The 25,609-nt window shown below is 66.2% G+C and carries 24 protein-coding genes and 3 tRNA genes; 9 read left to right on the top strand and 18 right to left on the bottom strand.

Translation table 11 applies throughout. The features are described 5' to 3' along the window. Window positions 1-5: 5 nt before the first annotated feature. Window positions 6-368, bottom strand: coding sequence for a DUF488 domain-containing protein (locus ACFRAH_RS21175; RefSeq protein WP_377992874.1), 363 nt, complete (start codon window positions 366-368; stop codon window positions 6-8). 55 nt (window positions 369-423) lie between these two features. Here ACFRAH_RS21175 and valS point away from each other — a divergent pair, with 55 nt between their 5' ends. Next, window positions 424-3,045 carry a valine--tRNA ligase gene (gene valS, locus ACFRAH_RS21170; RefSeq protein ID WP_377992873.1) on the top strand — a complete coding sequence of 874 codons (2,622 nt, stop codon included), beginning with the start codon at window positions 424-426 and terminating at the stop codon, window positions 3,043-3,045. Window positions 3,046-3,401: 356 nt separating this feature from the next. On the opposite strand, the gene ACFRAH_RS21165 is transcribed toward valS, so the two are convergent. From ACFRAH_RS21165 to ACFRAH_RS21140, 6 genes are all read right to left on the bottom strand, one after another. Next, window positions 3,402-4,016, bottom strand: coding sequence for a DsbA family protein (locus ACFRAH_RS21165; RefSeq protein WP_377992872.1), 615 nt, complete (start codon window positions 4,014-4,016; stop codon window positions 3,402-3,404). Window positions 4,017-4,134: 118 nt separating this feature from the next. Then, entirely contained in the window at window positions 4,135-5,421 is a 1,287-nt protein-coding gene (gene clpX, locus ACFRAH_RS21160) for an ATP-dependent Clp protease ATP-binding subunit ClpX (RefSeq protein WP_377992871.1), read from the bottom strand. Window positions 5,422-5,617: 196 nt separating this feature from the next. Next, complete coding sequence (locus ACFRAH_RS21155; protein ID WP_377992870.1) at window positions 5,618-6,277, bottom strand: ATP-dependent Clp protease proteolytic subunit; 660 nt, start codon at window positions 6,275-6,277, stop codon at window positions 5,618-5,620. A gap of 38 nt (window positions 6,278-6,315) precedes the next feature. Beyond that, on the bottom strand, window positions 6,316-6,930 hold the full coding sequence (locus ACFRAH_RS21150; RefSeq protein WP_377992882.1) for an ATP-dependent Clp protease proteolytic subunit: 615 nt from the start codon (window positions 6,928-6,930) through the stop codon (window positions 6,316-6,318). A 243-nt stretch (window positions 6,931-7,173) separates the two neighbouring features. Continuing rightward, on the bottom strand, window positions 7,174-8,565 hold the full coding sequence (gene tig / locus ACFRAH_RS21145; protein WP_377992869.1) for a trigger factor: 1,392 nt from the start codon (window positions 8,563-8,565) through the stop codon (window positions 7,174-7,176). A gap of 79 nt (window positions 8,566-8,644) precedes the next feature. Then, window positions 8,645-8,719 (bottom strand) — tRNA-Pro (locus ACFRAH_RS21140). Between the two features lie 139 nt (window positions 8,720-8,858). Between ACFRAH_RS21140 and ACFRAH_RS21135 the strand changes: the two genes are divergently transcribed. Continuing rightward, a tRNA-Gly gene (locus tag ACFRAH_RS21135) sits at window positions 8,859-8,932 on the top strand. 92 nt (window positions 8,933-9,024) lie between these two features. On the opposite strand, the gene ACFRAH_RS21130 is transcribed toward ACFRAH_RS21135, so the two are convergent. The 3 genes from ACFRAH_RS21130 to ACFRAH_RS21120 form a co-directional block, all read right to left on the bottom strand. Then, window positions 9,025-9,924: an Fpg/Nei family DNA glycosylase gene (locus tag ACFRAH_RS21130; RefSeq protein ID WP_377992868.1), complete on the bottom strand. Its 900-nt coding sequence runs from the start codon at window positions 9,922-9,924 to the stop codon at window positions 9,025-9,027. Then, window positions 9,924-10,418, bottom strand: coding sequence for a ribose-5-phosphate isomerase (locus ACFRAH_RS21125; RefSeq protein WP_377992867.1), 495 nt, complete (start codon window positions 10,416-10,418; stop codon window positions 9,924-9,926). Before ACFRAH_RS21125 ends, ACFRAH_RS21130 begins: the two co-directional genes overlap by 1 nt. Before the next feature lie 137 nt (window positions 10,419-10,555). Continuing rightward, complete coding sequence (locus ACFRAH_RS21120) at window positions 10,556-11,587, bottom strand: hypothetical protein (RefSeq protein ID WP_377992866.1); 1,032 nt, start codon at window positions 11,585-11,587, stop codon at window positions 10,556-10,558. Between the two features lie 207 nt (window positions 11,588-11,794). Between ACFRAH_RS21120 and pepN the strand changes: the two genes are divergently transcribed. The 4 genes from pepN to ACFRAH_RS21100 all read left to right on the top strand — a co-directional run bounded on the left by pepN (window position 11,795) and on the right by ACFRAH_RS21100 (window position 16,069). After that, complete coding sequence (gene pepN, locus ACFRAH_RS21115) at window positions 11,795-14,347, top strand: aminopeptidase N (protein WP_377992865.1); 2,553 nt, start codon at window positions 11,795-11,797, stop codon at window positions 14,345-14,347. Further along, window positions 14,347-14,826, top strand: a complete 480-nt coding sequence (locus ACFRAH_RS21110) for an OsmC family protein (RefSeq protein WP_377992864.1) — start codon at window positions 14,347-14,349, stop codon at window positions 14,824-14,826. The genes pepN and ACFRAH_RS21110 overlap by 1 nt, the downstream gene beginning before the upstream one ends. 107 nt (window positions 14,827-14,933) lie before the next feature. After that, the gene (locus ACFRAH_RS21105; RefSeq protein WP_377992863.1) at window positions 14,934-15,596 is read left to right on the top strand and encodes a mechanosensitive ion channel family protein; all 663 of its coding nucleotides are present in this window, start codon (window positions 14,934-14,936) and stop codon (window positions 15,594-15,596) included. Between the two features lie 2 nt (window positions 15,597-15,598). Further along, window positions 15,599-16,069, top strand: a complete 471-nt coding sequence (locus ACFRAH_RS21100) for a globin (RefSeq protein WP_377992862.1) — start codon at window positions 15,599-15,601, stop codon at window positions 16,067-16,069. Here ACFRAH_RS21100 and ACFRAH_RS21095 read toward each other — a convergent pair. Beyond that, on the bottom strand, window positions 16,066-16,728 hold the full coding sequence (locus tag ACFRAH_RS21095; RefSeq protein WP_377992861.1) for a hypothetical protein: 663 nt from the start codon (window positions 16,726-16,728) through the stop codon (window positions 16,066-16,068). The two genes, ACFRAH_RS21100 and ACFRAH_RS21095, sit on opposite strands and share 4 nt — an antisense overlap. A 63-nt stretch (window positions 16,729-16,791) precedes the next feature. Between ACFRAH_RS21095 and ACFRAH_RS21090 the strand changes: the two genes are divergently transcribed. Next, window positions 16,792-17,763: an acyl-CoA thioesterase gene (locus tag ACFRAH_RS21090; protein ID WP_377992860.1), complete on the top strand. Its 972-nt coding sequence runs from the start codon at window positions 16,792-16,794 to the stop codon at window positions 17,761-17,763. A 74-nt stretch (window positions 17,764-17,837) separates the two neighbouring features. Here ACFRAH_RS21090 and ettA read toward each other — a convergent pair whose 3' ends face one another. From ettA to ACFRAH_RS21075, 3 genes are all read right to left on the bottom strand, one after another. Further along, window positions 17,838-19,520, bottom strand: a complete 1,683-nt coding sequence (gene ettA / locus ACFRAH_RS21085; protein ID WP_377992859.1) for an energy-dependent translational throttle protein EttA — start codon at window positions 19,518-19,520, stop codon at window positions 17,838-17,840. 61 nt (window positions 19,521-19,581) lie between these two features. Then, complete coding sequence (locus tag ACFRAH_RS21080; protein WP_377992858.1) at window positions 19,582-20,154, bottom strand: DUF6993 domain-containing protein; 573 nt, start codon at window positions 20,152-20,154, stop codon at window positions 19,582-19,584. Between the two features lie 56 nt (window positions 20,155-20,210). After that, window positions 20,211-20,768, bottom strand: coding sequence for a single-stranded DNA-binding protein (locus tag ACFRAH_RS21075; protein WP_377992857.1), 558 nt, complete (start codon window positions 20,766-20,768; stop codon window positions 20,211-20,213). Window positions 20,769-20,974: 206 nt separating this feature from the next. Here ACFRAH_RS21075 and ACFRAH_RS21070 point away from each other — a divergent pair. Together ACFRAH_RS21070 and ACFRAH_RS21065 are read left to right on the top strand one after the other, a co-directional pair. Then, window positions 20,975-21,047, top strand: a tRNA-Arg gene (locus ACFRAH_RS21070). A 164-nt stretch (window positions 21,048-21,211) separates the two neighbouring features. Continuing rightward, on the top strand, window positions 21,212-21,694 hold the full coding sequence (locus ACFRAH_RS21065) for a lipopolysaccharide assembly LapA domain-containing protein (RefSeq protein WP_377992856.1): 483 nt from the start codon (window positions 21,212-21,214) through the stop codon (window positions 21,692-21,694). A gap of 14 nt (window positions 21,695-21,708) precedes the next feature. Here the strand turns inward: ACFRAH_RS21065 and ACFRAH_RS21060 are convergent, their stop codons facing one another. From ACFRAH_RS21060 to ACFRAH_RS21045, 4 genes are all read right to left on the bottom strand, one after another. After that, the gene (locus ACFRAH_RS21060) at window positions 21,709-22,140 is read right to left on the bottom strand and encodes an SRPBCC domain-containing protein (RefSeq protein ID WP_377992855.1); all 432 of its coding nucleotides are present in this window, start codon (window positions 22,138-22,140) and stop codon (window positions 21,709-21,711) included. 135 nt (window positions 22,141-22,275) lie between these two features. Further along, window positions 22,276-23,115: a sugar phosphate isomerase/epimerase family protein gene (locus tag ACFRAH_RS21055; protein WP_377992854.1), complete on the bottom strand. Its 840-nt coding sequence runs from the start codon at window positions 23,113-23,115 to the stop codon at window positions 22,276-22,278. Further along, window positions 23,112-24,326, bottom strand: a complete 1,215-nt coding sequence (locus ACFRAH_RS21050; RefSeq protein WP_377992853.1) for a dihydrodipicolinate synthase family protein — start codon at window positions 24,324-24,326, stop codon at window positions 23,112-23,114. Before ACFRAH_RS21050 ends, ACFRAH_RS21055 begins: the two co-directional genes overlap by 4 nt. Continuing rightward, the gene (locus ACFRAH_RS21045; protein WP_377992852.1) at window positions 24,326-25,495 is read right to left on the bottom strand and encodes a Gfo/Idh/MocA family protein; all 1,170 of its coding nucleotides are present in this window, start codon (window positions 25,493-25,495) and stop codon (window positions 24,326-24,328) included. The genes ACFRAH_RS21050 and ACFRAH_RS21045 overlap by 1 nt, the downstream gene beginning before the upstream one ends. Window positions 25,496-25,609 lie beyond the last annotated feature (114 nt).

Genomic DNA, 25,609 nt, shown 5'->3' with positions numbered 1-25,609 from the left:
CCACCCTAACGGGCTGCCAGGAACTCCAGCAGCACCCTGGCATGGTTCACCTCCGGATCCCGGGCGGCGTACAGCAGTGTCACCTTCCGGTGCTTTGCGGCCAGTTCCAGGAGCTGGCCGACGGCGGGGTTGCCGGCAAGTTCGTCCTCGTACTGGGTGCGGAAGTCGTCAAACCGCTCCTGCATGTGGGCGAATTCCTGCCGCAGCGGCGGCGAGGGGGCAACGTCCTTCAGCCACAGCTCCAACTGGGCCCGTTCCTTACTGACCCCGCGCGGCCAGAGCCTGTCCACCAGAACCCGGCAGCCGTCGTCGTCCGCGGGTTCCTCATAGATGCGCTTAATCGCGAAGGAAGCGTCTGCTTTGGCCATAGGCCGCATGCTACTCCGGCAGGAAACAATTGGGCGGCATGGAACAATTGGAGACATGGCTGAATCAACGCAGGGTACAGACACGCCCGCCACCACCCCCATCAACGTTCCCGACAAGCCGGCCCTCGAAGGCCTGGAGGCTGCCCTCACGCAGCGCTGGCTCGCGGAAGGAACCTACCGGTTCGATCCCAACACCACCCGGGAACAGGTCTACTCGATCGACACTCCCCCGCCCACCGCGTCCGGCTCCCTCCACGTGGGACACATGTTCTCCTTCACGCAGACCGACGTGCAGGCCCGCTACATGCGCATGACCGGCAAGAACGTCTTCTACCCCATGGGCTGGGACGACAACGGCCTGCCCACCGAGCGCCGGGTGCAGAACTACTACGGTGTCCGCTGCGATCCCGCCATCCCGTACAACCCGGACTACCAGCCCCCGGCCCAGCCGGCGAAGAACCAGCGGGACTTCGACGTCGTCTCCCGCCAGAACTTCATCGAACTGTGTGAGGAACTCGCGGTCGAGGACGAGAAGGTCTTCGAAAACCTGTTCCAGACCCTTGGCCTGTCCGTCGACTGGAACCTCACCTACCGCACCATCGATGACACCTCCCGCGCCGTCTCCCAGCGTGCGTTCCTTGCCAACCTTGCTGCCGGCGACGCTTACATGGCCGAGGCCCCCACGCTGTGGGACGTCACGTTCCGCACTGCCGTGGCCCAGGCGGAGCTCGAGGACCGCGAGGTGCCCGGCGCGTACTACCGCTACCCGTTCTTCACGGCCGACGGCGAGAAGATCTTCATCGAGACGACCCGTCCCGAACTGCTGGCGGCCTGCGCCGCGCTGGTGGCAAACCCCGACGACGAGCGGTACCAGCCGCTGTTCGGCAAGACAGTGAAGTCCCCCCTGTTCGACGTCGAACTGGAGGTCAAGGCGCACCCGCTGGCCAAGGCCGACAAGGGCTCGGGCATCGCCATGGTCTGCACCTTCGGTGACCTGACCGACGTGACCTGGTGGCGTGAACTGCAGCTCCCCACCCGCGCGATCGTGGGCCGCGACGGCCGCATCCTCGCCGAGACTCCGGAGTGGATCACCACCGACGCCGGCCGCGAGGCGTACGCTGCCATCGCCGGCAAGACGGTCTTCTCCGCCAAGGAGGCCGTGGTGGAGCTGCTCACGGCAGCGGACCTGCTCGACGGCGAGCCCAAAAAGATCACCCACCCGGTGAACTTCTTCGAAAAGGGCGACAAGCCCCTCGAGGTTGTCACGTCCAGGCAGTGGTACATCCGCAACGGCGGCCGCGACGAGGACCGCCGCGAACGCCTGATCGGCCGCGGGCAGGACATCGACTTCCACCCGTCCTTCATGCGCTCCCGCTACGAGAACTGGATTGCCGGCCTCAACGGCGACTGGCTGGTGTCCCGCCAGCGCTTCTTCGGCGTGCCGATCCCGGTCTGGTACCCGCTGGACGCCCAGGGCAACCCGGACTACGACAACCCCGTCCTGCCGTCCGACGACCTGCTGCCCGTTGACCCGGCAGCGGACGCCGCGCCCGGTTATGACGAGTCCCAGCGCGACCAGCCCAACGGATTCACCGGCGACGCCGACGTGCTGGACACCTGGGCCACGTCCTCGCTGACCCCGCAGATCGTGGGCGGCTGGAGCCGGGACGAGGACCTGTTCGCCAAGGTCTTCCCGTTCGACCTGCGCCCCCAGGGACACGACATCATCCGGACCTGGCTGTTCTCCTCCGCCGTCCGCGCCGACGCCCTGCAGGACGTCGCCCCCTGGAAGCACGCCGCCATCTCCGGCTGGATCCTGGACCCGGACCGCAAGAAGATGTCCAAGTCCAAGGGCAACGTGGTGGTGCCGACGGATGTCCTCAACGAGTACGGCTCCGACGCCGTCCGCTACTGGGCTGCCTCCGCACGCCTGGGCGCCGACACGGCCTACGAGATTGCGCAGATGAAGATCGGCCGCCGCCTGGCCATCAAGCTGCTGAACGCCTCGAAGTTCGTCCTGAACCTCGGCGCCACTGAGAACTCGGTGGTTTCCACGGACCTGTCCGTCCTGACGAACCCCCTGGACCGTGCCCTGCTGGCCCAGGTTTCCGACGTCGTGGCCCAGGCCACGAAGGCGTTCGACAACTACGACTACGCCCGTGCACTGCAGATCAGCGAATCGTTCTTCTGGCAGTTCACCGACGACTACGTCGAGCTGATCAAGGACCGCGCCTACGGTGCGGCCGGCGAGACCGAGCAGGCTTCCGTGCTGGCTGCCCTGGCCACGGCGCTGGACTCGCTGCTGCGCCTCTTCGCACCGTTCCTGCCCTTCGCCACCGAAGAGGTCTGGGGCTGGTGGCGGGCCGGTTCGGTGCACCGCGCCGCGTGGCCGGCCCCGCTGGAGATCGCCGACGGCGACACCGGCATGCTGGGCACCGTGGGCCTTGCGCTCAGCGGCATCCGGAAGGCCAAGTCCGAGGCCAAGGTCAAGCAGCGCACTGAGGTCCTCGCGGCAACGATCACTGCCCCGGAACCGCTCGTGGCCCAGCTCCAGGCGGGGCTCGGGGACCTGAAGGCAGCAGCCAACGCTCAGGAGATCTCGCTCAGCACGGGCGAGGGCGAGCTCACGGTCAGCGACGTGGAGCTGGCCCCGGCCGAGGAACCGGCGCAGGCCTGACAATAAAATAGGCCCGGACTAAATCCGGGCAGCCCATTTTTGGGCAGTCCCATTTTCGGGCAAAGGGGAAGCCCCATCAGCGTTTTGCCGTTGGTGGGGCTTCGACTTTTCGGCTGTCTGGTGACATCTTTGACAGTCTGGCAAGATCCTTAGAATTTCAGGTCTTCCTACCTTGTCACTGGTAGCCTGCTTCTAACTTCGCCAAAGGCTGCGTTGGAAGCATGTCACTGAATCTTTGGTTCCTGCGTCTCACTTCTTTCGAAGTGGGTAAGAACTATCTTTGTCCTCCGGTTCCGGATGCGCAAGAGCCCCGGCAGAACTACTCTGATGTAGTTCTGCCGGGGCTCTGACCCAATTCAGTCGAAGGCGGGGCTTTCGGTGCGGCTGCGCTTGATCTCGAAGAAGTGCGGGTAGGCAGCGAGGGTAACCGACGCGTCCCAGATCTTGCCGGCTTCCTCGCCCCGCGGGATGCGGGTGAGGACGGGGCCGAAGAAGGCGGTGCCGTTGAAGGCGACCACGGGGGTTCCGACGTCCTGGCCCACCAGGGAGATGCCCTTTTCGTGGCTGGCACGCAGTTGCTGGTCGTACTCGTCCGAGTCCGCGACGGCGGCCAATTCAGCCGGGAGGCCGCACTCGGCCAGGGCCTTGCTGATGACGATCGGGAAGTCCTTCTGGCCGCCGTCGTGGATCTGCGATCCCATGGCGTCATACAGCGGCTTGACCACGTGGTCGCCGTGCTGTTCCTGCGCGGCGATGATGACCCGTACCGGACCCCAGGCCTTGTCCATGGCTTCGCGGTACTTCGGGTCGAGGTCCCGGCCCTCGTTGAGCACGGACAGGCTCATGACGTGCCATTCCGTCTGGATGTCGCGGACGCCCTCCACTTCACCGATCCAGCGGGAGGTGATCCAGGCGAACGGGCAAAGGGGGTCGAACCAGAAATCGGCCTTGTTGGCGGCGTTCTCAGACACAGCAAATCTCCTCAGGAAAGTCTTCGGGGTGTGGCGCGCCGCAAAAGGGCTACAAGCAGGGCACGCTAAAGCGACAGCAACGGACGCGGTGAATTTATTCCGGCTGGGCTTGCTCCGGTCAGGCGGACTTGTTCCGGCGCTTGGCCACGACGTCGTGCGTGATCATGGTTGGCTGGGCCTTCTTGGCCACCACGTCGGCGGTGATGACCACGCTGGCGATGTCGTCCCTGCTGGGCAGGTCGAACATGACCGGCAGGAGGACTTCCTCCATGATCGCGCGCAGTCCGCGGGCTCCCGTTCCCCGCTCCAGCGCCTGGTCGGCAATCAGGTCCAGGGCGGCGTCGTCGAACACCAGCTCCACGCCGTCCAGCTGGAACATCTTCTGGTACTGCTTCACCAGGGCGTTCTTGGGCGTGGAGAGGATCTGGATCAGCGCGGGACGGTCAAGGTTGGACACCGTGGTGATGACCGGCAGGCGGCCAATGAACTCCGGAATAAGGCCGAACTTCAGCAGGTCCTCCGGCATCACTTCGCCGTAGGAGTCGGTGTTCTTGACCTCGTTCAGCGGCGCACCGAAGCCGATGCCCTTGCGTCCGGACCGGGAGCCGATGATGTCCTCCAGCCCGGCGAAGGCGCCGGCAACGATGAAGAGGACGTTGGTGGTGTCGATCTGGATGAATTCCTGGTGCGGGTGCTTGCGGCCGCCCTGCGGCGGAACCGAGGCTACCGTTCCTTCGAGGATTTTCAGCAGAGCCTGCTGCACACCCTCGCCCGAGACATCGCGGGTGATCGAGGGGTTTTCGCTCTTGCGCGAGATTTTGTCGATCTCGTCGATGTAGATGATGCCCTGTTCGGCCTTCTTGACGTCGTAGTCGGCGGCCTGGATGAGCTTGAGGAGGATGTTCTCCACGTCTTCGCCCACATAGCCGGCTTCGGTCAGGGCGGTGGCGTCGGCTACGGCAAAGGGGACGTTCAGCCGGCGGGCCAGGGTCTGCGCAAGGTAGGTCTTGCCGCAGCCCGTGGGACCAATCAGGAGAATGTTGGACTTGGCGATTTCCACGTCGTCATGGTGGCCGCCGTCGGCCAGCGTGCCGCTCTTGGGCGAATGGCCGGCCTGGATCCGCTTGTAGTGGTTGTACACCGCGACGGCGAGGGAACGTTTTGCCGGTTCCTGGCCGATGACGTATTCCTGCAGGAAGTCAAAGATCTCACGGGGCTTGGGCAGTTCGAAACTGCCCAGGTCGGCGACTTCTGCGAGTTCTTCCTCGATGATCTCGTTGCAGAGCTCGATGCACTCGTCGCAGATGTAGACGCCGGGCCCGGCAATGAGCTTGCGCACCTGCTTCTGGCTCTTGCCACAGAAAGAGCACTTGAGCAGATCCGCGCTCTCGCCAATCCGAGCCATATGTGAACCCCTTTAGTATCTTGCCGCAAGGGCAGCTTTGCACCGGTCGCTTCTGGTCACGGCCGTGAACCGGCAATGACTACATCCACTCTAGGTCACATTCGGCCCGAGGGGTGGAAACCGGACGCCGGTGCGGTTCAAAATTCTCAACCGCACCGGCGTCCGTTACTGCTGTTTACCCGGCATGTGCCCGTATTTACCGGGCGAGTGCCTGCGGCTTGATCTTGCGGGAATCGAGGACCTGGTCGATCAGGCCGTAGTCCTGCGCCTCGGCGGCGGTGAGGATCTTGTCCCGCTCGATGTCGTTGTTGACCTGTTCCGGCGTCCGGCCGGAGTGCTTGGCCAGGGTGTCTTCCAGCCAGGTCCGCATGCGCATGACTTCAGCCGCCTGGATCTCCAGGTCGGACGCCTGTCCACCCTGGCCGCCGGAGAGTGCCGGCTGGTGGATCAGGACACGTGCGTTGGGCAGGGCGAGCCGCTTGCCCGGCGTTCCAGCGGCCAGCAGGACGGCCGCCGCACTTGCCGCCTGGCCCAGGCACACGGTCTGGATCTCAGGGCGGATGTACTGCATGGTGTCGTAGATCGCTGTCATGGCGGTGAAAGAGCCGCCTGGCGAGTTGATGTAGATGGTGATGTCGCGGTCCGGGTCCGTGGACTCCAGCACCAGCAGCTGCGCCATGATGTCGTCGGCAGAGGCGTCGTCCACCTGCACACCGAGGAAGATGATGCGGTCCTCGAAGAGCTTGGTGTACGGGTCCTGGCGCTTGAAGCCATATGGCGTCCGCTCCTCGAACTGCGGCAGCACGTAACGGCTTGTCGGCAGGTTACCGGCAGACGATCCGAAATTGTAGTTCATGTTCATTGCTCCTGGATTCAGTTCTGTCGTGATGCCGGTTAGCTCTGGCCGTTGGATGAAGCGTTCTGGGTTCCGCCGCCGCCGGCGACAGACCCTGCGTGCGCCGAGATCTTGTCGAAGAAGCCGTATTCCAGCGCCTCGGTTGCGGTGAACCACTTGTCGCGGTCATTGTCCTTGAGGATGGTTTCCACGGTCTGGCCGGTCTGGTCGGCCGTCAGCTCAGCCATGACCTTCTTCATGTGGAGGATCAGCTCGGCCTGGATCTTGATGTCCGATGCCGTTCCACCGATGCCGCCGGAAGGCTGGTGCATCAGGATGCGGGCGTTCGGGGTGGCGTACCGCTTGCCCTTGGTGCCCGAGGACAGCAGGAACTGACCCATGGAGGCAGCGAGGCCGGTGGCGACGGTAACGACGTCATTGGGAATGAACTGCATCGTGTCATAGATGGCCATGCCGGCAGTCACCGAGCCGCCGGGCGAGTTGATGTAGAGGTAGATGTCCTTGGTGGGGTCCTCGGCGGACAGCAGCAGCAGCTGCGAGCAGATCGCATTCGCGTTCTCGTCGCGGACCTCGGAGCCAAGCCAAATGATGCGCTCTTTCAGCAGGCGGTTGTAGATGTAGTTGTCCTGGGCTGCAGGATCGACGGTTGCCATGCGGGGGGCCGCTGCTTGCTGTGACATTTGTACTTACCTCTCGCTGGTGACGGTGACGTTACTGTTCGACATCACTGAACTTCACTACTTGGACACTAACCGCTTTCGCAGCGGATTTGTTCGCCGGAATCGCGCTGTTCGCTGACGGCGCACGATTGCCCGCAGGAGCCGCACACCGGCGGTTAACGCACCAGCCCCCGGATCCAAGGACCCGGGGGCTGGCGCCACTGCTCAATGTAGCTGCTAGAACTTCACGGCCGCGGGATCGTCGTTTGCGACGGTCTCGTCGGCTGCCTCTTCAGCGTCGGTTACTTCTTCGGCCTCGACGGCCGGAACCTCTTCGCCGCCGGGGCGGACGAAGTCGCTGAGGTCAACCTTGTTGCCCTCAGAGTCGGTGACCTCGGCCTGGCCCAGGACGACGGCCAGCGCCTTGCGGCGGCGGACCTCGGAGACCATCATGGGGACCTGGCCGCTCTGATCGATGATCTGGGCGAACTGGTTCGGGTCCATGCCGTACTGGCTGGCGGTGGTGACGATGTAGTCGATCAGCTCGTTCTGGCTGACGCCCACTTCTTCCTTCTCGGCGATGGCGTCGAGGATGATTTCGTTCTGGAAGGCCCGCTCGGTGTTGGCCTTGACCTCGGCGCGGTGCTCCTCGGTGTCGTGCTCGCCTTCACCGTGGGAGTTTCCGGCCTGGAAGTGCTGCTCCAGCTGCTCTTCGACGACGGATTCCGGAACCGGAACCTCAACCAGCTCGACGAGCTTGTCCAGGACCTTGTCGCGGGCTTCGACGCCCTGCTCCACGACCTTGGAGTCGGCGGCCTGCTTGGCGAGGTCCTCGCGCAGTTCGGCGAGGGTGTCGAACTCGGAGGCCAACTGGGCGAAGTCGTCGTTCGCTTCGGGGAGCTCGCGCTCCTTGACGGACTTCACAACAACCTTGACCTGCGCGGCTTCGCCGGCGTGGTCGCCGCCCACGAGGGTGGTGTCGAAGATGGCGTCCTCGTCAGCGCTGAGGCCGGTCACGGCCTCGTCCATGCCCTCGAGCATGGTGCCGGCACCAACCTGGTAGGACAGGCCGGAAGCGGAATCCACCTCGGCACCGTCCACGCTGGCCGTGATGTCGATGCTCAGGAAGTCGCCGTCAGCGGCCGGGCGCTCAACGGTCTTCAGCGTGCCGAAACGGCCGCGCAGTTCATCCAGGGCCTTGTCGACGTCGGCGTCGGAGGACTCGGCAGCGGCAACCTCAACCTTGATGCCGGAGTAGTCAGGCAGTTCGATCTCGGGGCGGACGTCAACCTCGGCCTGGAACTTCAGCTCACCATCGGTGGCGGACGGGTCCGGAACCTCGGTGATCTCAACCTCGGGACGGCTCAGGGGGCGGATGCCGGACTCCTGGACAGCAGCCTGGTACCAGCCGTTGAGGCCCTCGTTGATGGCGGTCTCCAGGACGTAGCCGCGGCCGACGCGCTGGTCGATCAGCTTGGCAGGAACCTTGCCCTTACGGAAGCCAGGAACCTGGATCTGCGAAGCAACAGTCTTGTATGCCTCGTCGATGCTGGGCTTCAATTCCTCAAAGGGGACCTCAACATTGAGCTTGACCCGCGTGGGGGTGAGGTTCTCGACAGCGCTCTTCACGGTCTAAGTACTCCTGGTTTTGTTGGATGGTTTCTGCAAACGCGTTGTTGTGACCAGGCCTGGGGCCCGGGCCGCAGAGTCGGGGTGACAGGATTTGAACCTGCGACTTCCTGCTCCCAAAGCAGGCGCTCTAGCCAAGCTGAGCTACACCCCGTAATGCACAGGACAGTCTACGTTCATCCCTGCCGCGATTGCACATTTGACACTTGGGGCATGAATTAGGTTTAGTTATATCCGGCTTGAACAGCCGCCGAAGAAAAGCCCGAAGGCCAGTGCGCCGGAACGCTTTCCTCGGGGACGTAGCTTAATGGTAAAGCCTCAGTCTTCCAAACTGATTACGCGGGTTCGATTCCCGTCGTCCCCTCCACAACAAAGAGGCCCCTCGCTGGAGGGGCCTCTTGTCGTTGAGCCGAGGTTTTCATTAAGCCTCGTGACATCGCCGGCCGTCGTTGGGCAAAGTCAGGGCTGCTGGCAGGACGGGCACCAGTACAGCTTGCGTGCGGCGTGTTCGGCGAGGGCAACCGTGGTGCCGCAGACCCGGCACGGCTGGCCGTGGCGGCGGTAGACAAAGTGCGCCTCCTCCCCCGGCGGAAGCTGTCCGCTCCGGGTCCAGAAGCCGGCGGTGGTGGTAATAATCCGCCCGTCGCGGACGCCGTCGGACATCACCGCCGCCGTGTCGTCCCAGAGGAGGCCGGCGGCGTCCTCAGTGAGCGCGCGGCCGGGGAGCAGGGGGTCGATCCTGCCCCGGAACAGCACCTCGGCCCGGTAGACGTTCCCGACGCCGGCAATCACCTTCTGGTCCATCAGCAGCGTGGCCACGGGCGTCCGCTTCGTCAGGATGCGCCGGATGAAGTCATCCCTGCTTGCGCCGGAGTTGTGGAGCGGATCGGGACCCAGCCTGTCCAGCACCGCGGCCGCCTCGGCCTCGGTGATGGCCGCGCACGTGGTGGCGCCGCGGAGGTCGGCCCAGCCGTGGGCACTTGCCAGCCTGACCCGTACAGCGCCCACCGGCGCCGGCGGACCGGCGTACCCGGCAGGAGCAGGATCGCCGGTGCTACCGGCCACTTCCCGCTCCCCCACCCGGCGGGGCGCGCCGATGCTGGAGGCCCCGCGGAACTGGCTGTCCCCGCCGAAATCCCAGGCCCCGTAGAGGCCCAGGTGGACGTGCAGTACCAGCCCGTGTTCGAAGTGCAGGAACAGGTGCTTGCCGTGTGCGGACGCGTCCAGCATGGCGTGCCCGTCCAGCAGGGCGGCTCCGGCGGCAAACCGGCCCTGCGGGCTGCTGACGGCTAACCGCTCGCCGGCGAACACGTCACCGAACTGGCGGGCCAGCCGGTGGATCGAGTGGCCTTCCGGCACTATTCGACGATCTCGCCGGTGGTTTCGTAGGTGGCGATCTTGCCGATGCGGCGGACGTGGCGCTCATCGTTGCTGAAGGGCTCCTGCAGGAAGGCTTCGATCAGCGCCGTGGCTTCCTCAACGCTGTGCTGGCGCCCGCCGACGGCGACGACGTTGGCGTCGTTGTGCTCGCGGGCCAGCGTGGCGGTGGCGTGGTTCCAGGCGAGGGCCGCGCGGACCCCCTTGACCTTGTTGGCCGCGATCTGCTCGCCGTTTCCGGATCCGCCCAGCACGATGCCCAGCGCGTGGACGCCGGCTTCCTGGTCCGCCACGACTGCGAGCGCCGCGTTGATGCAGAACGACGGGTAGTCGTCCAGGGCGTCGTATTCCTTGGGGCCGTGATCCACCACGTCGTAGCCGTTCGCCGTCAGGTGCTTGACCAGATGGGCGCTCAGCTCCATGCCGGCGTGGTCGGTGGCGATGTGGACCCGCGGAAATGCAGGGTTTGTTGTCACGGTAGCTTCCGTTCAGTTCTGAGCACCGGGGCACGGCCGGGCTGGTACAGGTCAAATCAACAGATCCAAGAGTACTCGGTGCGCTTCCCGCGGCGGGGTGCCGCCCGGGCCGTTACGCGGCAGTTACGCCGCGGTGCCTACGTCTCTGCGCCGCCCTGGGCTGGCGGGCGGGTGTCCGGCGGGCGTGTGTCGCGGCGCGCCCTCGCCGCAACGCGGGTCAGGACCTCCGCGAGAAGGGCAGCCGAGTCGGGGTTTTTGCCGCTAACGGCGAGCCGGTGGCCGTCGGTCTTGCGGACGACGACGGCGGGGCCGCTGCTGACGAGCACTGCTGCGGTTCCGTCGTGGTTGCGGTAGCCCCACCCGCCGTAGTCGGCGGCGCGGACGTCAGCCGGCTGGGCCGCGGAGATGGCGGTGGCGGGGACATCGATGACGCGGAGGATGCCGGCAAGGAAAACGCGAAGCCCGCTGCGGTCCGCGGTCACCCTGGCGAACAGGAACGCGGCCCCGACCAGGGCGGCCGCCACCAGCAGGGCCCCCAGCCACGGCACGGCGATGGCGATCAGCGAAGCGGGAAACAGGCTGGCGACGGCGATCATGACAAAGACGGAGCTGCGCGCATGCACCCAGAACCGCACGGAATCCCCGGCAAGGTCGGGGTCGAGCTCCTGCTCCAGCGCCCGCTGCAGGGCGAGGTCATCCTCCGGCGTCCATTGGTGGTCCGCCTTGAAGACGAACCCGATGATGACGCCAAGGGAAAGCGCAGCCCCGCTGCCAGAGGCCAGGACAATCACGTCCACACTGGACTCCCTGGCGTCTGTTACCCCGGCCTGGCCCACGAGAGCCGCCGCCAGCACGGTGGTGACGAACAGGCTCACCGTGAGCCCTGCGCCCATCATGATCCGGCGCATCACGGTTGGCCGCGAAAGCGGCACGGACTGCAGCAGCACCAGCCAGCCGACGAGGACAATCAGGGCAGCCCCGCCGCCGGCAAAGGCGGGGAACGGCGCAAAGGCGGTGCCGCCGTCGTTATTCCACATGACCGCCAGCGGTTCCGGCAGATCCGGCCGCAACAGCACGGCACAGACGGCGAACCCCGCGGCAAGCAACACTGGGAAGCCGATCGCGAACCGCAGCGCCTTGGTGTCCACAGCATCGAGGATCTTTCCCATGCCTTAACGCTACCCCTGCGCCTGCCGGCTGGAGAGTGGGCTGCAGCGAACCGGCCCGGGAAGTGAGCTGCGCAACTTGCCAAGGGGCGCCGGAATGAAACAATGGCTTCACAGTGATGCAACCGCGCGTGTGAACACCGTGCGCGGCAGCCGGCGGGCCGGGGCAGTCCGGCCACCACAACCTCTGGAGGCACAACCTTGCCAGGCATGAACCTGACCCGCGCCGAAGCACGCGGGCGCGCCGCCCTGATCGCCGTCGACTCCTACGATGTCAGCCTGGACCTGACCAGGGGCGAGGCGGTCTTCGGATCCACCACCACCGTCAGGTTCACGGCGTCGCCGGGATCGTCGTCGTTCATCGACGCCGTGACGGACACTGTCCACACCGTGATCCTGAACGGCCGCGAACTGGACCCGGCCGAGGTTTCCGACGGCATCCGGATCCAGCTGCCGGACCTCGCTGCGGACAACGAGCTGACCGTGGTGGCGGACGCCCCCTACATGAACACCGGCGAAGGGCTGCACCGCTTCGTGGACCCCGTGGACGGCGAGGTGTACCTGTACACGCAGTTCGAGGTGCCGGACTCGCGCCGGATGTTCGCCGTGTTCGAACAGCCTGACCTGAAGGCCACTTTCCGGTTCCGCGTCACCGCGCCGTCCCACTGGGACGTCGTCTCCAACTCGCCGACGCCGGAGCCCGTGCCAACGTCGCCGGCGGACGACGGCGGTGCGCGCTCGGTCTGGGACTTCGCCCCGACGCCCCGCCTGTCCTCCTACGTCACCGCGCTGATCGCCGGCCCGTACCAGTCGGTGCGCAGCGACGTCACCAGTTCGGACGGCCGCGTCGTGCCGCTGGGCGTCTTCGCCCGCAAGTCCCTCATGCAGTACCTGGACGCGGACAACATCTTTGAGCTCACCCGGCAGGGGTTCGAATTCTTCGAGGCCCAGTTCGGCTGCCCCTACCCGTTCGAGAAGTACGACCAGCTGTTTGTGCCGGAGTTCAACGCCGGCGCCATGGAAAACGCCGGCGCGGTCACCATCCTCGAGGGCTACGTCTTCCGCGGGAAGGTCCCGGAGGCTCAGGTGGAACGCCGTGCCATCACCGTGCTGCACGAACTGGCCCACATGTGGTTCGGTGACCTCGTGACCATGCGCTGGTGGAACGACCTCTGGCTCAACGAGTCCTTCGCCGAATACATGTCGCACCTGGCCGCCGTGGAGAACACGAAGTTCCAAAGCGCCTGGACCACGTTCGCCTCGGTGGAAAAGTCGTGGGCCTACCGCCAGGACCAGCTCCCCACGACCCATCCGATCTTCGCGGAGATCAACGACCTGCACGACGTCGAGGTGAACTTCGACGGAATCACCTACGCCAAGGGCGCCTCGGTGCTGCGGCAGCTGGTGGCCTGGGTGGGACCGGACAAGTTCATGGCCGGCGTGCGTGAATACTTCGCCAAGCATTCCTGGCGGAACACCGAGCTCGGCGACCTGATGGTTGAACTCGAGGCGGCCAGCGGACGCGACCTGGACCAGTGGGGCCGCCTGTGGCTGGAAACAGCCGGGGTGAACTCGCTCAAGCCGGAGCTGGCCGTGGACACGGACGGCACCATCACGTCATTCGCCATCCTGCAGTCCGCCGTGGCCGAGCAGCCCACCATCCGGCCGCACCGCCTCGCGGTGGGGTTCTATGACCTCACCGAGGAGGGCACGCTCGAGCGCGTGCACCGTGAGGAACTGGACGTCGACGGCGAACGGACTGAGGTGCCGGAACTGGCCGGGCTGAAGCGGCCGGACCTGATCCTGCTCAACGACGACGACCTCGCCTACGCCAAGGTGCGCCTGGATGAGCAGTCCCTGGCCACCGCCACGGCGCACCTGAAGGATTTCCGCGAGAGCCTGCCGCGGACCCTGGTGTGGGGTTCGGCCTGGGACGCCGCGAGGGACGGGGAGAGCCCTGCCCGCGGCTACGTCGAGCTGATCCTGGCCAACATCGCGTCCGAGTCCGATTCCTCGGTGATCCTGGTGCAGCTGCGCCAGCTGGCCACCACGCTGACGTTCTACGTGGCGGAGGAGCACCGCGAAGCCACCACCGTTGCCGCCGTCGACCGTCTCTGGGAACTCGCCACGGACGTTCCGGGCGGCTCGGACGCGCAGCTGCAGTTCATCAAGTCGTTCGCGCTCCTGGCCCGCAGCGGGCAGCAGCTGGACCGGATCGCCGGGCTGCTGGACGGCTCGGCCACCCTGTCCGGGCTGACCGTGGACCAGGACCTCCGCTGGGAGCTCGTGGCCGCCCTCGTGGCGGGCGGCAGGCTGGGCCAGGAAGACATTGACGCGGAACTGGAACGGGACAACACCTCCAGCGGCCAGAATGCGGCCGCCCTGGCCAAGGCCGCCATCCCCACGCCGGAGGCCAAGGCGGAGGCCTGGGAATCGATCGTCGTCAAGGGCGAGCTCTCCAACGCCATCCAGGCCTCGGCCGTCGCCGGCTTCACACGCGTGCTGGACACTGCCCTGCTGGAGCCGTACGCGGAGAAGTACTTCGAGGCCGTGCCCGGGATCGTCGCCGAACGGACCTTTGCCCTGGCGCAGCAGATCGTCCTCGGACTGTACCCGGCGCAGCTGACCACCCAGGGCACGGTGGACCGGACCGACGAATTCCTGGCCTCATTGCCGGAGGAGAGCGCCGCGCTGCGCCGGATGATGCTGGAAAACCGCGACGGCGTGGCCCGGGCGCTGCGGGCCCGCGCGGCGGATGTCTGATGGCACTCGACGAGCACCACTATTCGCTGACGGTGCGCTGGACCGGCAACCTTGGAAGCGGCACGTCGTCCTACCGGGACTACTCCCGGGACCACGACATCGAGATTCCCGGACTTCCGGTGCTGCACGGCTCGGCCGACCCCACGTTCCACGGCGACCGCTCCCGGTACAACCCGGAGCAGCTGCTGCTGACGGCGCTGGCGCAGTGCCACATGCTGTCCTTCCTGCACGTCGCGGTGCGGCATGGTGTGGCGGTCCTGTCCTACGAGGACAACGCCACGGGCATGATGCGGCTGAACCGGGACGGCAGCGGCCAGTTCGAAACCGTGACGCTGCGCCCGCAGGTGACGGTGGCGGATACCGCGCACATTGCGCTCTCGGAACAGATGCACCAAGAGGCAAACCAGGTGTGTTTCATTGCCCGCAGCGTAAATTTCCCCGTGCTGCACGCACCTGTTACCACAGCCGGAAGTCGCTAGCCAGCGGCAGACCCCGCTAGGCTTAAAGGCGACCAAAGAGCGGCCGGCCTCCCCGGTAAGCGGGGAGACCGGCCGCCGCCGGACAGCAGCTAGGAGCCTTCCTGCAGATGTACAGCATGTTCACAACGCCCTCGGCCTCACTGGAACCCACCGGACTTGACCTGGCAGGCGTGGCGATCAGCCTCGGCGCGGGCATCGTCCTGTGGCTGGTCGCGAGTTTCCTGATCGCCAGGATCACCAAGCGCGTGGCGAGCGGCACATCGCTGTTCAAGAAGCCGCATTTCCGCTGGGTGGCCCCGGCGCTGCGCGCCCTGGACCACGAGCGGCGAGTACAGCGGGCCAACACGATCGGCTCGCTCCTGAAGAGCGGCATCGGCGTAATCATCGCCGTCATTACCAGCATCTACATCCTGAAGAACCTCGACGTCGATGTGGCGCCGCTGCTGACCAGCGTGGGAATCCTCGGTATCGCCATCGGCTTCGGCGCCCAGCAGCTGATCAGGGACTTCCTTGCCGGCATCTTCATCACCATCGAGGACCAGTACGGCATCGGCGACATCATTGAAACCAGCGAGGTGGTGGGTGTCGTGGAGTCGATCGGGCTGCGGATCACCCGTGTCCGCGACGAAAACGGCGCCATCTGGTACCTCCGCAACGGCGAGATCCTCCGCGTGGGCAACCGCTCCCAGGGTAACTACGTCGCGCCCGCGGAGCCCGAGGAATCAGCTGCCGAAGCCGAGCACGCACCCCAGCAGAAGGCCGGAGAATAGCCATGACCATGCCATCCGTTCCCACCCCGCCGGAGCCCGGGACCCGCCAGCCGCTGATGCGCAATGATCCGTTCAGCCAGCCGGGCTACACGGACAACTTCTATGACGCCGTCGGCGGCCACGAGACGTTCGTGAAGCTCATTGACGTCTTTTACGACGGCGTGGCCACGGACCCGTTGCTGCGCCCGATGTATCCGGAGGAGGATCTGGGACCGGCCAAGCGGCGGTTCCTGATGTTCCTGGAGCAGTACTGGGGCGGGCCCACCACTTACGGGGAGGAGCGCGGCCACCCGCGGCTGCGGATGCGCCACATGCCGTTCCGGGTCACGCCCGAGGCGAAGGACCGCTGGCTCCACCACATGCGGACGGCCGTCGATTCCCTCGGCCTGCCCCCGCTGTACGAGGGCACACTGTGGGATTACATGGAGCGGGCTGCCCTCTCCATGGTGAACAGCCCGGCAGGGGCCAACTAGAGGAGGCCGGCGCCCGTCCGCGCCAGTACGTGCCCGCGGCTGCCGCTGAGCCGGAACCAGCGCCCGGCCCGGTAGAGCTTCTGCTCGTCGCCCCCCAGGAATCCCAGCGCAAGGGCGGCAAACGCCGCTCCCGCCGGCACGCCGTGCCGACCCGCCAGTTCACGTCCCCAGACGGCGGCGCGGGCATTGTTCACGATCGCGGCGCCCGGATTGTCCGGAACGATCCCGGCCACCTCTGCCATGCCGTCTTCGGCGGCCAGCCGCAGTTCCGCATCGGGCACGGTGTCCACCAGTTCCCAGCCGCCGCGCGGGGCGCCCACGCCGGCCCATGATTCGGTGACGGTCGACGGCGGAACCGGCAGTTCGGCGTCGTCCTCCCCCGCCCGGGCCAGCCGGTCCAGAACGGCAGCAAGCGGAACCGTGACGTCGACGGCGGACGGCTCCGCCAAACCCATGGTGCGCAGGCCGAGGATCGTGGGTGTTGACTCTCCCAGGATCCGGGGCCGGAGCACGCAGACGTAGGCAGCCAGTACCGTGCCGGCCGCCTGCAGGCGGATGGCGCCGTCGTCGATGGCTTTGGCGCGGGTGACGAAGGTCTTGAGATCGGCGAGGTCGCGGGGGTCCGCGAAGCGGAAAGACTGGGTAAGGAGATCAGACACGTTAAGAACACTACCGGCTGGGGCCCGGTTGAGCGGTGCCGGGGCGCCGTCTAGAGTCAAACCATGACTGAAGCGGACGCCGGATTGCAGGCCTTGCCCACGAATGACCCCACCACTTCCCTCCTCGACCTGCTTGACCTCGGCGAGCTGGAAGGCGCCCGCACCGACGAGGACATCTTCATGGGTCCCTCGCAGCGCCAGCCGCACCAGCGGGTCTTCGGCGGCCAGGTCCTGGCCCAGTCGCTGATCGCGGGAATGCGCACCGTGGACGAGGAGCGCACCGTCCATTCCATGCACGGCTACTTCCTGCGGCCCGGCGACGCGAACAAGCCCATCACCTTCGGTGTCCAGCGCCTGCGGGACGGCCGCTCGTTCTCCGCGCGGCGCGTCCACGCCTATCAGGACGGCACGCCGATCCTGTCCATGATCGCCTCCTTCCAGGCCGGCGATGACGGGATCGAGCACCAGTCCGAGATGCCCGCCGGCATCCCCGACCCGGAGACGCTGCCCAGCACCGCCGACCTGCTGGGCAAGTTTGACCATCCCGTGGCCCGGCACTGGTCCTATGAGCGGCCGTTCGACATCCGCCATGTGGACCCCGCCCTGTACGTGGCGGCCACCGGGAAGAAGGAAGCGCGCAACGCCGTGTGGATGAAGACCTTCAGCCCCATGCCGGACAACGCCAACACGCACCGCGCCGCCCTGGCCTACGCCAGCGACTACACGCTCCTCGAGTCAATTCTCCGCAAGCACGGGCTGAGCTGGATCACCCCGGGCATGAGCGTGGCAAGCCTGGACCACGCCATGTGGTGGCACCGTCCCGTCCGCGTGGACGAGTGGCTCCTGTATGTGCAGGAATCGCCCAGCGCCCAGGGAGCGCGGGGCCTCGCGACCGGAAAGATCTTCAACCGGGAAGGCCTGCACGTGGCATCCGTGGCCCAGGAGGGCATGGTCCGGGTCCCGACGGACATCAAGAGCAAGGTGGCCGGGGCTGTCCAGTCAAAGATCCTGCAGCACCAGATGCGCAAGGCCTGACCGAATCCCGGCACGCAAAAGGCCGGCCCCGGGTTATTCTCCCGGGGCCGGCCTTTTCCATGCTCAGCGCTTGATTAGTCGCGGGTCAGCTTGCGGTGTGTGACGCGGTGCGGCTTGGCGGCGTCGGGTCCGAGGCGCTGCACCTTGTTCTCCTCGTAGGATTCGAAGTTGCCTTCGAACCAATACCACTTCGACGGGTTCTCCTCGTCACCTTCGTAGGCGAGGATGTGCGTGGCCACCCGGTCCAGGAACCAGCGGTCGTGGGAAACCACCACGGCGCAGCCCGGGAACTCCAGCAGCGCGTTTTCCAGGCTGCTGAGGGTTTCGACGTCGAGGTCGTTGGTCGGTTCGTCGAGAAGCAGCAGGTTACCGCCCTGCTTGAGGGTCAGCGCCAGGTTGAGGCGGTTGCGCTCACCACCGGAGAGCACACCTGCCTTCTTCTGCTGGTCCGGGCCCTTGAAGCCGAACGCCGCGACGTAGGCACGGGACGGCATTTCAACGTTGCCCACTTGGATGTGGTCGAGCCCGTCGGACACGACCTCCCAGAGGGTCTTGTTGGGGTCGATGCCGCCACGGCTCTGGTCCGCGTAGGAGATCTTGACTGAGTCGCCGATCTTCAGTTCGCCGCCATCGAGGGGCTCGAGGCCCACGATGGTCTTGAACAGCGTCGACTTGCCCACACCGTTCGGGCCGATGACCCCGACGATGCCGTTGCGCGGCAGGGAGAACGACAGTCCGTCGATCAGGGTGCGGTCGTCGAAGCCCTTCTGCAGGTTCTTGGCCTCGAGGACCAGTCCGCCCAGGCGCGGTCCCGGCGGGATCTGGATCTCTTCGAAGTCCAGTTTCCGGGTACGGTCGGCCTCGGCTGCCATTTCCTCGTAGCGGGCAAGACGTGCCTTGGACTTGGTCTGCCGCCCCTTGGCGTTGGAGCGGACCCATTCGAGTTCCTCCGCGAGGCGCTTGGCCTGTTTGGCGTCCTTCTTGCCCTGGATCTCCAGGCGGGCGCGCTTCTTCTCCAGGTAGGTGGAGTAGTTGCCCTCGTAGGGGTACAGGTGGCCGCGGTCGACCTCGGCGATCCATTCCGCAACGTGGTCCAGGAAGTACCGGTCGTGGGTGACGGCGAGGACGGCACCCTCGTAGGAGGAGAGGTGCTGTTCCAGCCACAGCACGCTTTCGGCGTCGAGGTGGTTGGTGGGCTCGTCCAGGAGCAGGAGGTCCGGCTTCTGCAGGAGCAGCTTGCAGAGCGCCACGCGGCGGCGCTCACCGCCGGAGAGCAGGGTGACATCTGCGTCGGCCGGCGGGCAGCGGAGGGCGTCCATGGCCTGCTCGAGCTGGGAGTCCAGGTCCCAGGCGTCGGCGGAGTCGATGGCCTCCTGCAGGTGGCCCATCTCCTCAAGGAGTGCGTCGTAGTCCGCGTCCGGGCTGGCCATCGCCTCGGAGATTTCGTTGAAGCGCTGGATCTTGCCGTAGATCTCGCCCACACCTTCCTGGACGTTGCCCAGGACGGTCTTTTCCTCGTTCAGCGGCGGTTCCTGCAGCAGGATGCCCACGGTGTAGCCGGGGCTCAGCCGGGCCTCGCCGTTTGAGGGGGTGTCCAGGCCGGCCATGATTTTCAGGATGGTGGACTTACCGGCACCGTTGGGGCCAACAACACCGATCTTGGCGCCCGGGAAGAAGGACATGCTTACGTCGTCGAGAATAAGTTTTTCGCCAACAGCCTTTCGGGCCTTGGTCATTGTGTAGATAAATTCCGCCATGATTCCAAATCTAGTGGGTTGGCGGGCATATCTCACATTCGCGTCAGGCTTACTTTTCGCATCAGGCCGGAGCGCCGACGAAGCACTTCCCGTTCGACAGCGCCGGCAGCACGGTCACCGTCACTTTTCCGTCGCGGATCTGGCCGACCACACATTCCTTGCCCTGGACCGCCGCCGCTTCCATGGAGTCCACGTCAAGTCCGGTGGGTGTCCGCCCCGCGGATACCTCAAGGTTCCTGGCCTGAACACCTGCCGTGGTGAGTGCCGAGGTGATATCGGCCGTAGCTGGCTTGGCGTTGGCTTTGACGACGTTGCCCAGGACCTCAGCCATGGTCCGCTGCAGAGCGGCCGTCGCGCCGGCAGAGCCGGAAGCGCTGGAGGCAGAGTCCGGGGCGTTGGACCCCGGCGCGGTTGCCGGCGGTTCGGCCGGCTTCGCCGCACTGGCCGTTGCTGCCTGGGTGGCCGCCGGCTGGTTCACCGTGGCCGAATCCTCTGGCGCCGTGCAGGCGGCGAGCGCCGACAGCAGTACAACCGCCACTGCCAGCCGGACGGCTACCCGGTTGCATCTCCCCCGGGCAGCAGTGGCATTGCTGCGGAGTGCACCGTTCCGCTGAAGTGTCGTCGCTCGAATCACGCTGCCATTCTGCCATGCGGCACCGCCAGGGGTGCGGTGCCGCACGCCTCCGGCGGTCAGGCAGCGGCTCCGGTGAGTTCTCCGGTATCGGGGTCCAGCTGCAGTTCGTCGCCGTTGTCATCCAGGAAGATGCCGGCCGCATCCTCATCCCGCCCGTCGCCCTCCTCCCGGTCCTCGTCCGGCCCGTCGTCGCACGGAGCCGAGGAAAGGCTTCCGTCACCACTCCCTGGACCGTATCCGTCGGCAGCCTGCGGGTTCCACGAATTGCGGAGGAAGTTGGCGGTGCCCCACCTGAGATCGTGGCCGACGGCGTCGGCGTCGATCTCGACGTCATGGTAGCTGCGGCCGTCCTTCTCCCAGCTGCGAATCTTCAGCTTGCCCACAACGATGACGCGCTGGCCCTTCTTGATGCTGCAGCCCATGTTCCCGGCCAGCTGGCGGTAGCCCTGGACGGTGAACCAGCTGATGTTGGTCTCCACCCAGTCGTTGGCGGTCTTGTCGAACCGCCGTGCGGGGGAGCCGAGCCGAAAAGAGGCGGTGGGAACGCCGCCGGGAGTTGTGGAACTCTTGATGTCCGTGGCCACGAAGCCGCGGAGCATAATGGTGTCGGTCATCTTGGTGTCCTGTCTCGAAATGTCGTGCCCTAGCAGGCATTTCAAGCATCAACCTCCGGCAGACTGACGGCGAGGGCCGAAGTTCCGTATGTGGAAAACCGCAACGTCAGGGCCTGTGCCGCAAAGGACAGCCCAGCGCCTGACGCTGGCGGCATGCAAGTCAATGTAGACTTTTTTAGGCGCCAGGAATGCGGCGCCCAGCCAGTGCCCCAGTAGCTCAGGGGATAGAGCAGCGGCCTTCTAATCCGCCGGTCGGGGGTTCGATTCCCTCCTGGGGCGCATTCTAAAACACCCCGGTCTTCGGACCGGGGTGTTTTCTTTGCCCGGAAGCTAATTGCAAGCATGCTTACTAACGTGCGCCAACTGTGTCTATGATCGGACTGGACGCCGGCGAAATGCCGGACCGGACAACCTGGACCCACCGTCGAGGAAGGAACACCCGCATGCAGCAAAGCCAGTCGGGCGGATACCCAACAGGCCCGGACGCTCCACGGCCCGCGGGCCCCCCGGCGGATCAGCCAAACGCCGCGGCTCCCCGTGACCGGACCCGGCAGGACGCGGCCGCGAATACGGCCGCCGCGGGCCGGCATCCCGGGACCGCCGCAATTCCGGGTTACGACGGCACCACGTCGCCGCAGCCCGGCGCGGCACAGTCCGAACGGCGCGTGACGCGGGCCGGCATGATCTGGGCGGCTGTGGCCTCGGCGCTGGTGGTGCTGGTGCTGCTGATCGTCTTCATCCTGCAGAACCAGGAACTCGTCCAGGTGAAGTTCTTCGGCCTGGAAGGAGCGGTCTCGCTCGGAGTCTCCCTCTTCATCGCGGCAGTCGGCGGCGGAGTGCTCGTGGCGATGGCCGGCGCAGCCCGGATCATCCAGCTGCGCGCCGCTGCCCACCGTCGCAGGGTGCGGGCCGTCCGCAAGCGGTAACCCCGGAAGGGCAGTCAGCCCTCCAGATACTCCTTGAGGTTGCCGAGCACCATGCCCCAAAGCTTTTCCGACTCAGCAGCCTCGCCGTCACTTTTGTTGTTGCCCTGGGTGATGCTGACCCGGGTGCCCTCTGCCACCGGCTCCAGCCCGTATTCCACGGTGTGGTAGCTGTCCGGCTCGTCGGGCAGTCCCGACAAGGGGCTGTAGTGGGTGATGCGCAGGCGTTCGTTCGGGCGGGCTTCCAGCACCGTCCCCTTGTCCTGGTATGACTTGCCCTGCCACTCCCCCTCGAACGTCACAGGATCACCTTCCCGCCAGGTCGAGGTGACGTGGGTGCCGAGGAAGTATTCCTTGACGGCGGCCGGATCTGTCAGCGCCTCCCAGACCCGCTCCGGCTGTGCCGCGACCACAACGCTCGCCTGCGCGTCCCTGAATTCCTTATCCATGGCTTCCCCTCCTGGCGCCACCCTACCCGCGGACGGCCGCGGTGGTAAGGGCACCGGGATTCGCGGGGCACGCAGGCAGAGGCCCGGTCCCGCTTCGGGAACCGGACCTCTGCTTGCGGTAGCCACTGCCTGGGTCTAGGCAAAGGGCAGGACGAGTTCGGCGTACCGGTCCTTCATCCGGGCCAGGACGTCGTCGCCGTCGGCATCCCAGATCTCCTTGTTGAAAATTTCCACCTCGATGTCGCCGGTGTAGCCGGCGTCCCGCACCCAGGTGCCGATCGTGGCGAAGTCGATCACGCCGTCGCCCATCATTCCGCGGGAAAGCAGGGCGTCCGCCGCGATCGGAAGGTTGAAGTCGCACACCTGGTAGGAGGCGATCCGGTTCTCCCTGCCCGCCCGTTCGATCTGGGCTTCCAGCTCCGGATCCCACCAGACGTGGAAGGTGTCGACGGCGACGCCCACTGCCCGGGCGTCGTACGGAGCCGCAAGGTCCAGTGCCTGCCCCAGCGTGGAGATGAGGGCACGGTCGGCGGCATACATCGGGTGCAGGGGTTCCAGCACCAGCCGGACGCCGTGTTCGACGGCGAACGGGATGAGGTCTTCGAGGCGGTCGGCCACGCGCTGACGGGCTGCCACGACGTCCTTCTCCCCCGGCGCCAGGCCACCGACCACGAGGAAGAGTTCCTGTGTATCGAGCGCGACGGCCTCCAGGACCGCGGCCCTGTTGTCGGCGAGGGCTGCCGCCTGGCCCTCGGCGTCCGGAGCCGTCAGGAACCCGCCCCGGCACAGCGAGGAAACCCGCAGTCCCGCGTCTTTGATCAGCCTCGCCGCCTTGTCCAGCCCGGCCTCCGCCACAATGTCCCGCCATGGCCCAATGGCGGGGATGCCGGCACGGGCGCACCCGTCGACGGCCTCGGCGAGAGTCCACTTCTTGGTGGTGGCGCTGTTGAGGGAAAGCCGTGAGAAGTTGCTCATACTCCCACTCCGTTGATGCGCAGGAAATCGGACATCCGGAACGCTGCGAGCGCAGGGTCCTTCAGCAGTCCGGCTTCGTCGGCCAGTTCAAAGGTCCTGGCGAGGTGCACCACTGAACGGCCCGAATGCAGTCCGCCCACCATCTGGAAGCCGGGCTGTTTGCCGTTGAGCCAGGACAGGAAGGCAATCCCGGTCTTGTAGTAGAACGTGGGGGCACTGAAGATGTGCTTGCCCAGTTCCCTGGTGGAGTCGAGGATGGCACGCGCCCTGCCGGCATCCCCGGCGTCGTAGCTCTGCAGCGCAGCCGACGCTGCAGGATAGATGGCCGCGAAGATGCCCAGCAGGGCATCCGAATGGCGGGTGCCGTCGCCGTCGATCAGTTCCGGATAGTTGAAGTCGTCGCCGGTGTAGAGGCGGACTCCTTCGGGAAGTGCCGCGCGCAGCGCGACTTCGTGCGAAGCATCCAGGAGGGAGACCTTGACGCCGTCCACTTTGTCCGCGTTTTCGCGGACGAGGGAGAGGAACGTCTCGGTGGCCGTGGAGACGTCGTCGGAGCCCCAGTAGCCGGCGAGTGCGGGATCGAACATGGTGCCGAGCCAGTGCAGGATGACCGGCTGCTCGGCCTCCTGCAGCAGCGTGGAATAGACCTTCAGGTAGTCATCGGGGCCGGCCGCCACCCGGGCCAGCGCCCGGGATGCCATGAGGATCACCTTGGGCCCTGCCTCGCTGACGACGGCGACCTGCTCGCGGTAGGCGGCCAGGACAGCCTGCAGCCCGGCCTCGCCGGACGGCAGGGCGGCAAGGTCCAGCTGGTCGGTGCCGGCGCCGCAGGACACGAGGTCCCGGACCGTCATGCCCGCGGTAGCGGTTCCGCCGGCGGTGACCACGGAGGCCGCCTCCGCGCCGGTGCGCTTGATCAGCTGCTGGGTGGCGGCCCAGTCCAGGCCCATGCCGCGCTGGGCGGTGTCCATGGCGTCGGCGACACCCAGCCCGTAGGACCACAGCTCATGCCGGTAGGCCAGCGTGGCATCCCAGTCGAGGCGGGCGGGAGCGCCCGGGGTGTTCTCGGCGGTGACTTCGGGGATCACGTGCGCGGCCGCGTACGCCCGGCGCGATGCCAGCGGTGCCGTCGGTTTGGCCCAGGTGGTGGCGGCGCGGAGGCGGTACTCGCGGGTACCGCCGTCGGAGGCGGGAAGGATCAGTGACGTCATCAGAGCGTGATCTCCGGGATGTCGATGGTGCGGCGCTCGTCGCTGGACTGCAGGCCGAGCTCGGCGAGCTGCACGCCGCGGGCGGCGGAGAGCAGCCCGAAGCGGTGCTCACGGCCGGCGACGACGTCGCGCAGGAACTCTTCCCACTGCAGCTTGAAGCCGTTGTCCAGCTCGGCGTTGGCCGGCACTTCCTGCCACTGGCTGCGGAAGGATTCCGTGACCGGCAGGTCCGGGTTCCAGACCGGCTTGGGCGTGTGGGCCCGCTGTTGCGCGACGCACTTGTTCAGGCCTGCCACGGCAGATCCGTGCGTGCCGTCCACCTGGAATTCGACCAGCTCGTCGCGGTAGACGCGGACGGCCCACGAGGAGTTGATCTGGCCGATGACGTCGTCCCCGCCGGGGGTCACGAGTTCGAAGATGCCGTAGGAGGCGTCGTCCGCCGTGGCCTTGTACTCCTTGCCGGCCTCGTCCCACCGGGTGGGGATGTGGGTGGCGGTCTTGGCGTTGACGCTCCTGACCTTGCCGATGATCCCCTCGAGGACGTAGTTCCAGTGGCAGAACATGTCCGTGGTCATGCCGCCGCCGTCCTCCTTGCGGTAGTTCCAGGACGGGCGCTGGGCCGCCTGCACGTCGCCTTCGAAGACCCAGTAGCCGAATTCGCCTCGGATGGACAGGATCCGGCCGAAGAAACCTTCATCCACGAGGCGGCGCAGCTTGACCAGGCCGGGGAGGTACAGCTTGTCGTGCACCACGCCGGCGGTGACCCCGGCTTCCTTGCCGATCCGGGCCAGTTCGATGGCCTCTTCCAGGGTTTCCGCCGTCGGCTTTTCGGTGAAGATGTGCTTGCCGGCCTTCATGGCCTTCTTCAGGGTCGCGGCCCGCAGGCTGGTCATGGAGGCGTCGAAAACGACGTCGACAGTGGGGTCGTTGATGACGCCGTCAAGGTCGGTGGTCCATTCCGAAATCTTGTGGAGCTCAGCCAGTTCGCGGATTTTCGCTTCGTTGCGGCCGACGAGGATGGGTTCGACCTGGACCTTGGTGCCGTCCTCGAGGGTGAAGCCGCCGGCGTCGCGGATCGGCAGAATCGAGCGCAGCAGGTGCTGACGGTAGCCCATCCGGCCGGTGATGCCGTTCATGGCGATACGGATCGTCTTTGTTTCGAAGCCCATGAGTCCTCATTCAGTCGTTGTTGAAACCTAATCGGGAAAGCGCATTCCCTCCTGTTCTATAGTGCAGAACCGGAACCGATCTGGCAAGCGCTTTCCTAACCTTTTTGGAACTGC

Origin of the sequence: Arthrobacter sp. NPDC056727 (assembly GCF_042790555.1) — a bacterium.
Classification (GTDB): Bacteria; Actinomycetota; Actinomycetes; order Actinomycetales; family Micrococcaceae; genus Arthrobacter.
This window is presented reverse-complemented; position numbering and strand designations above follow the sequence as displayed.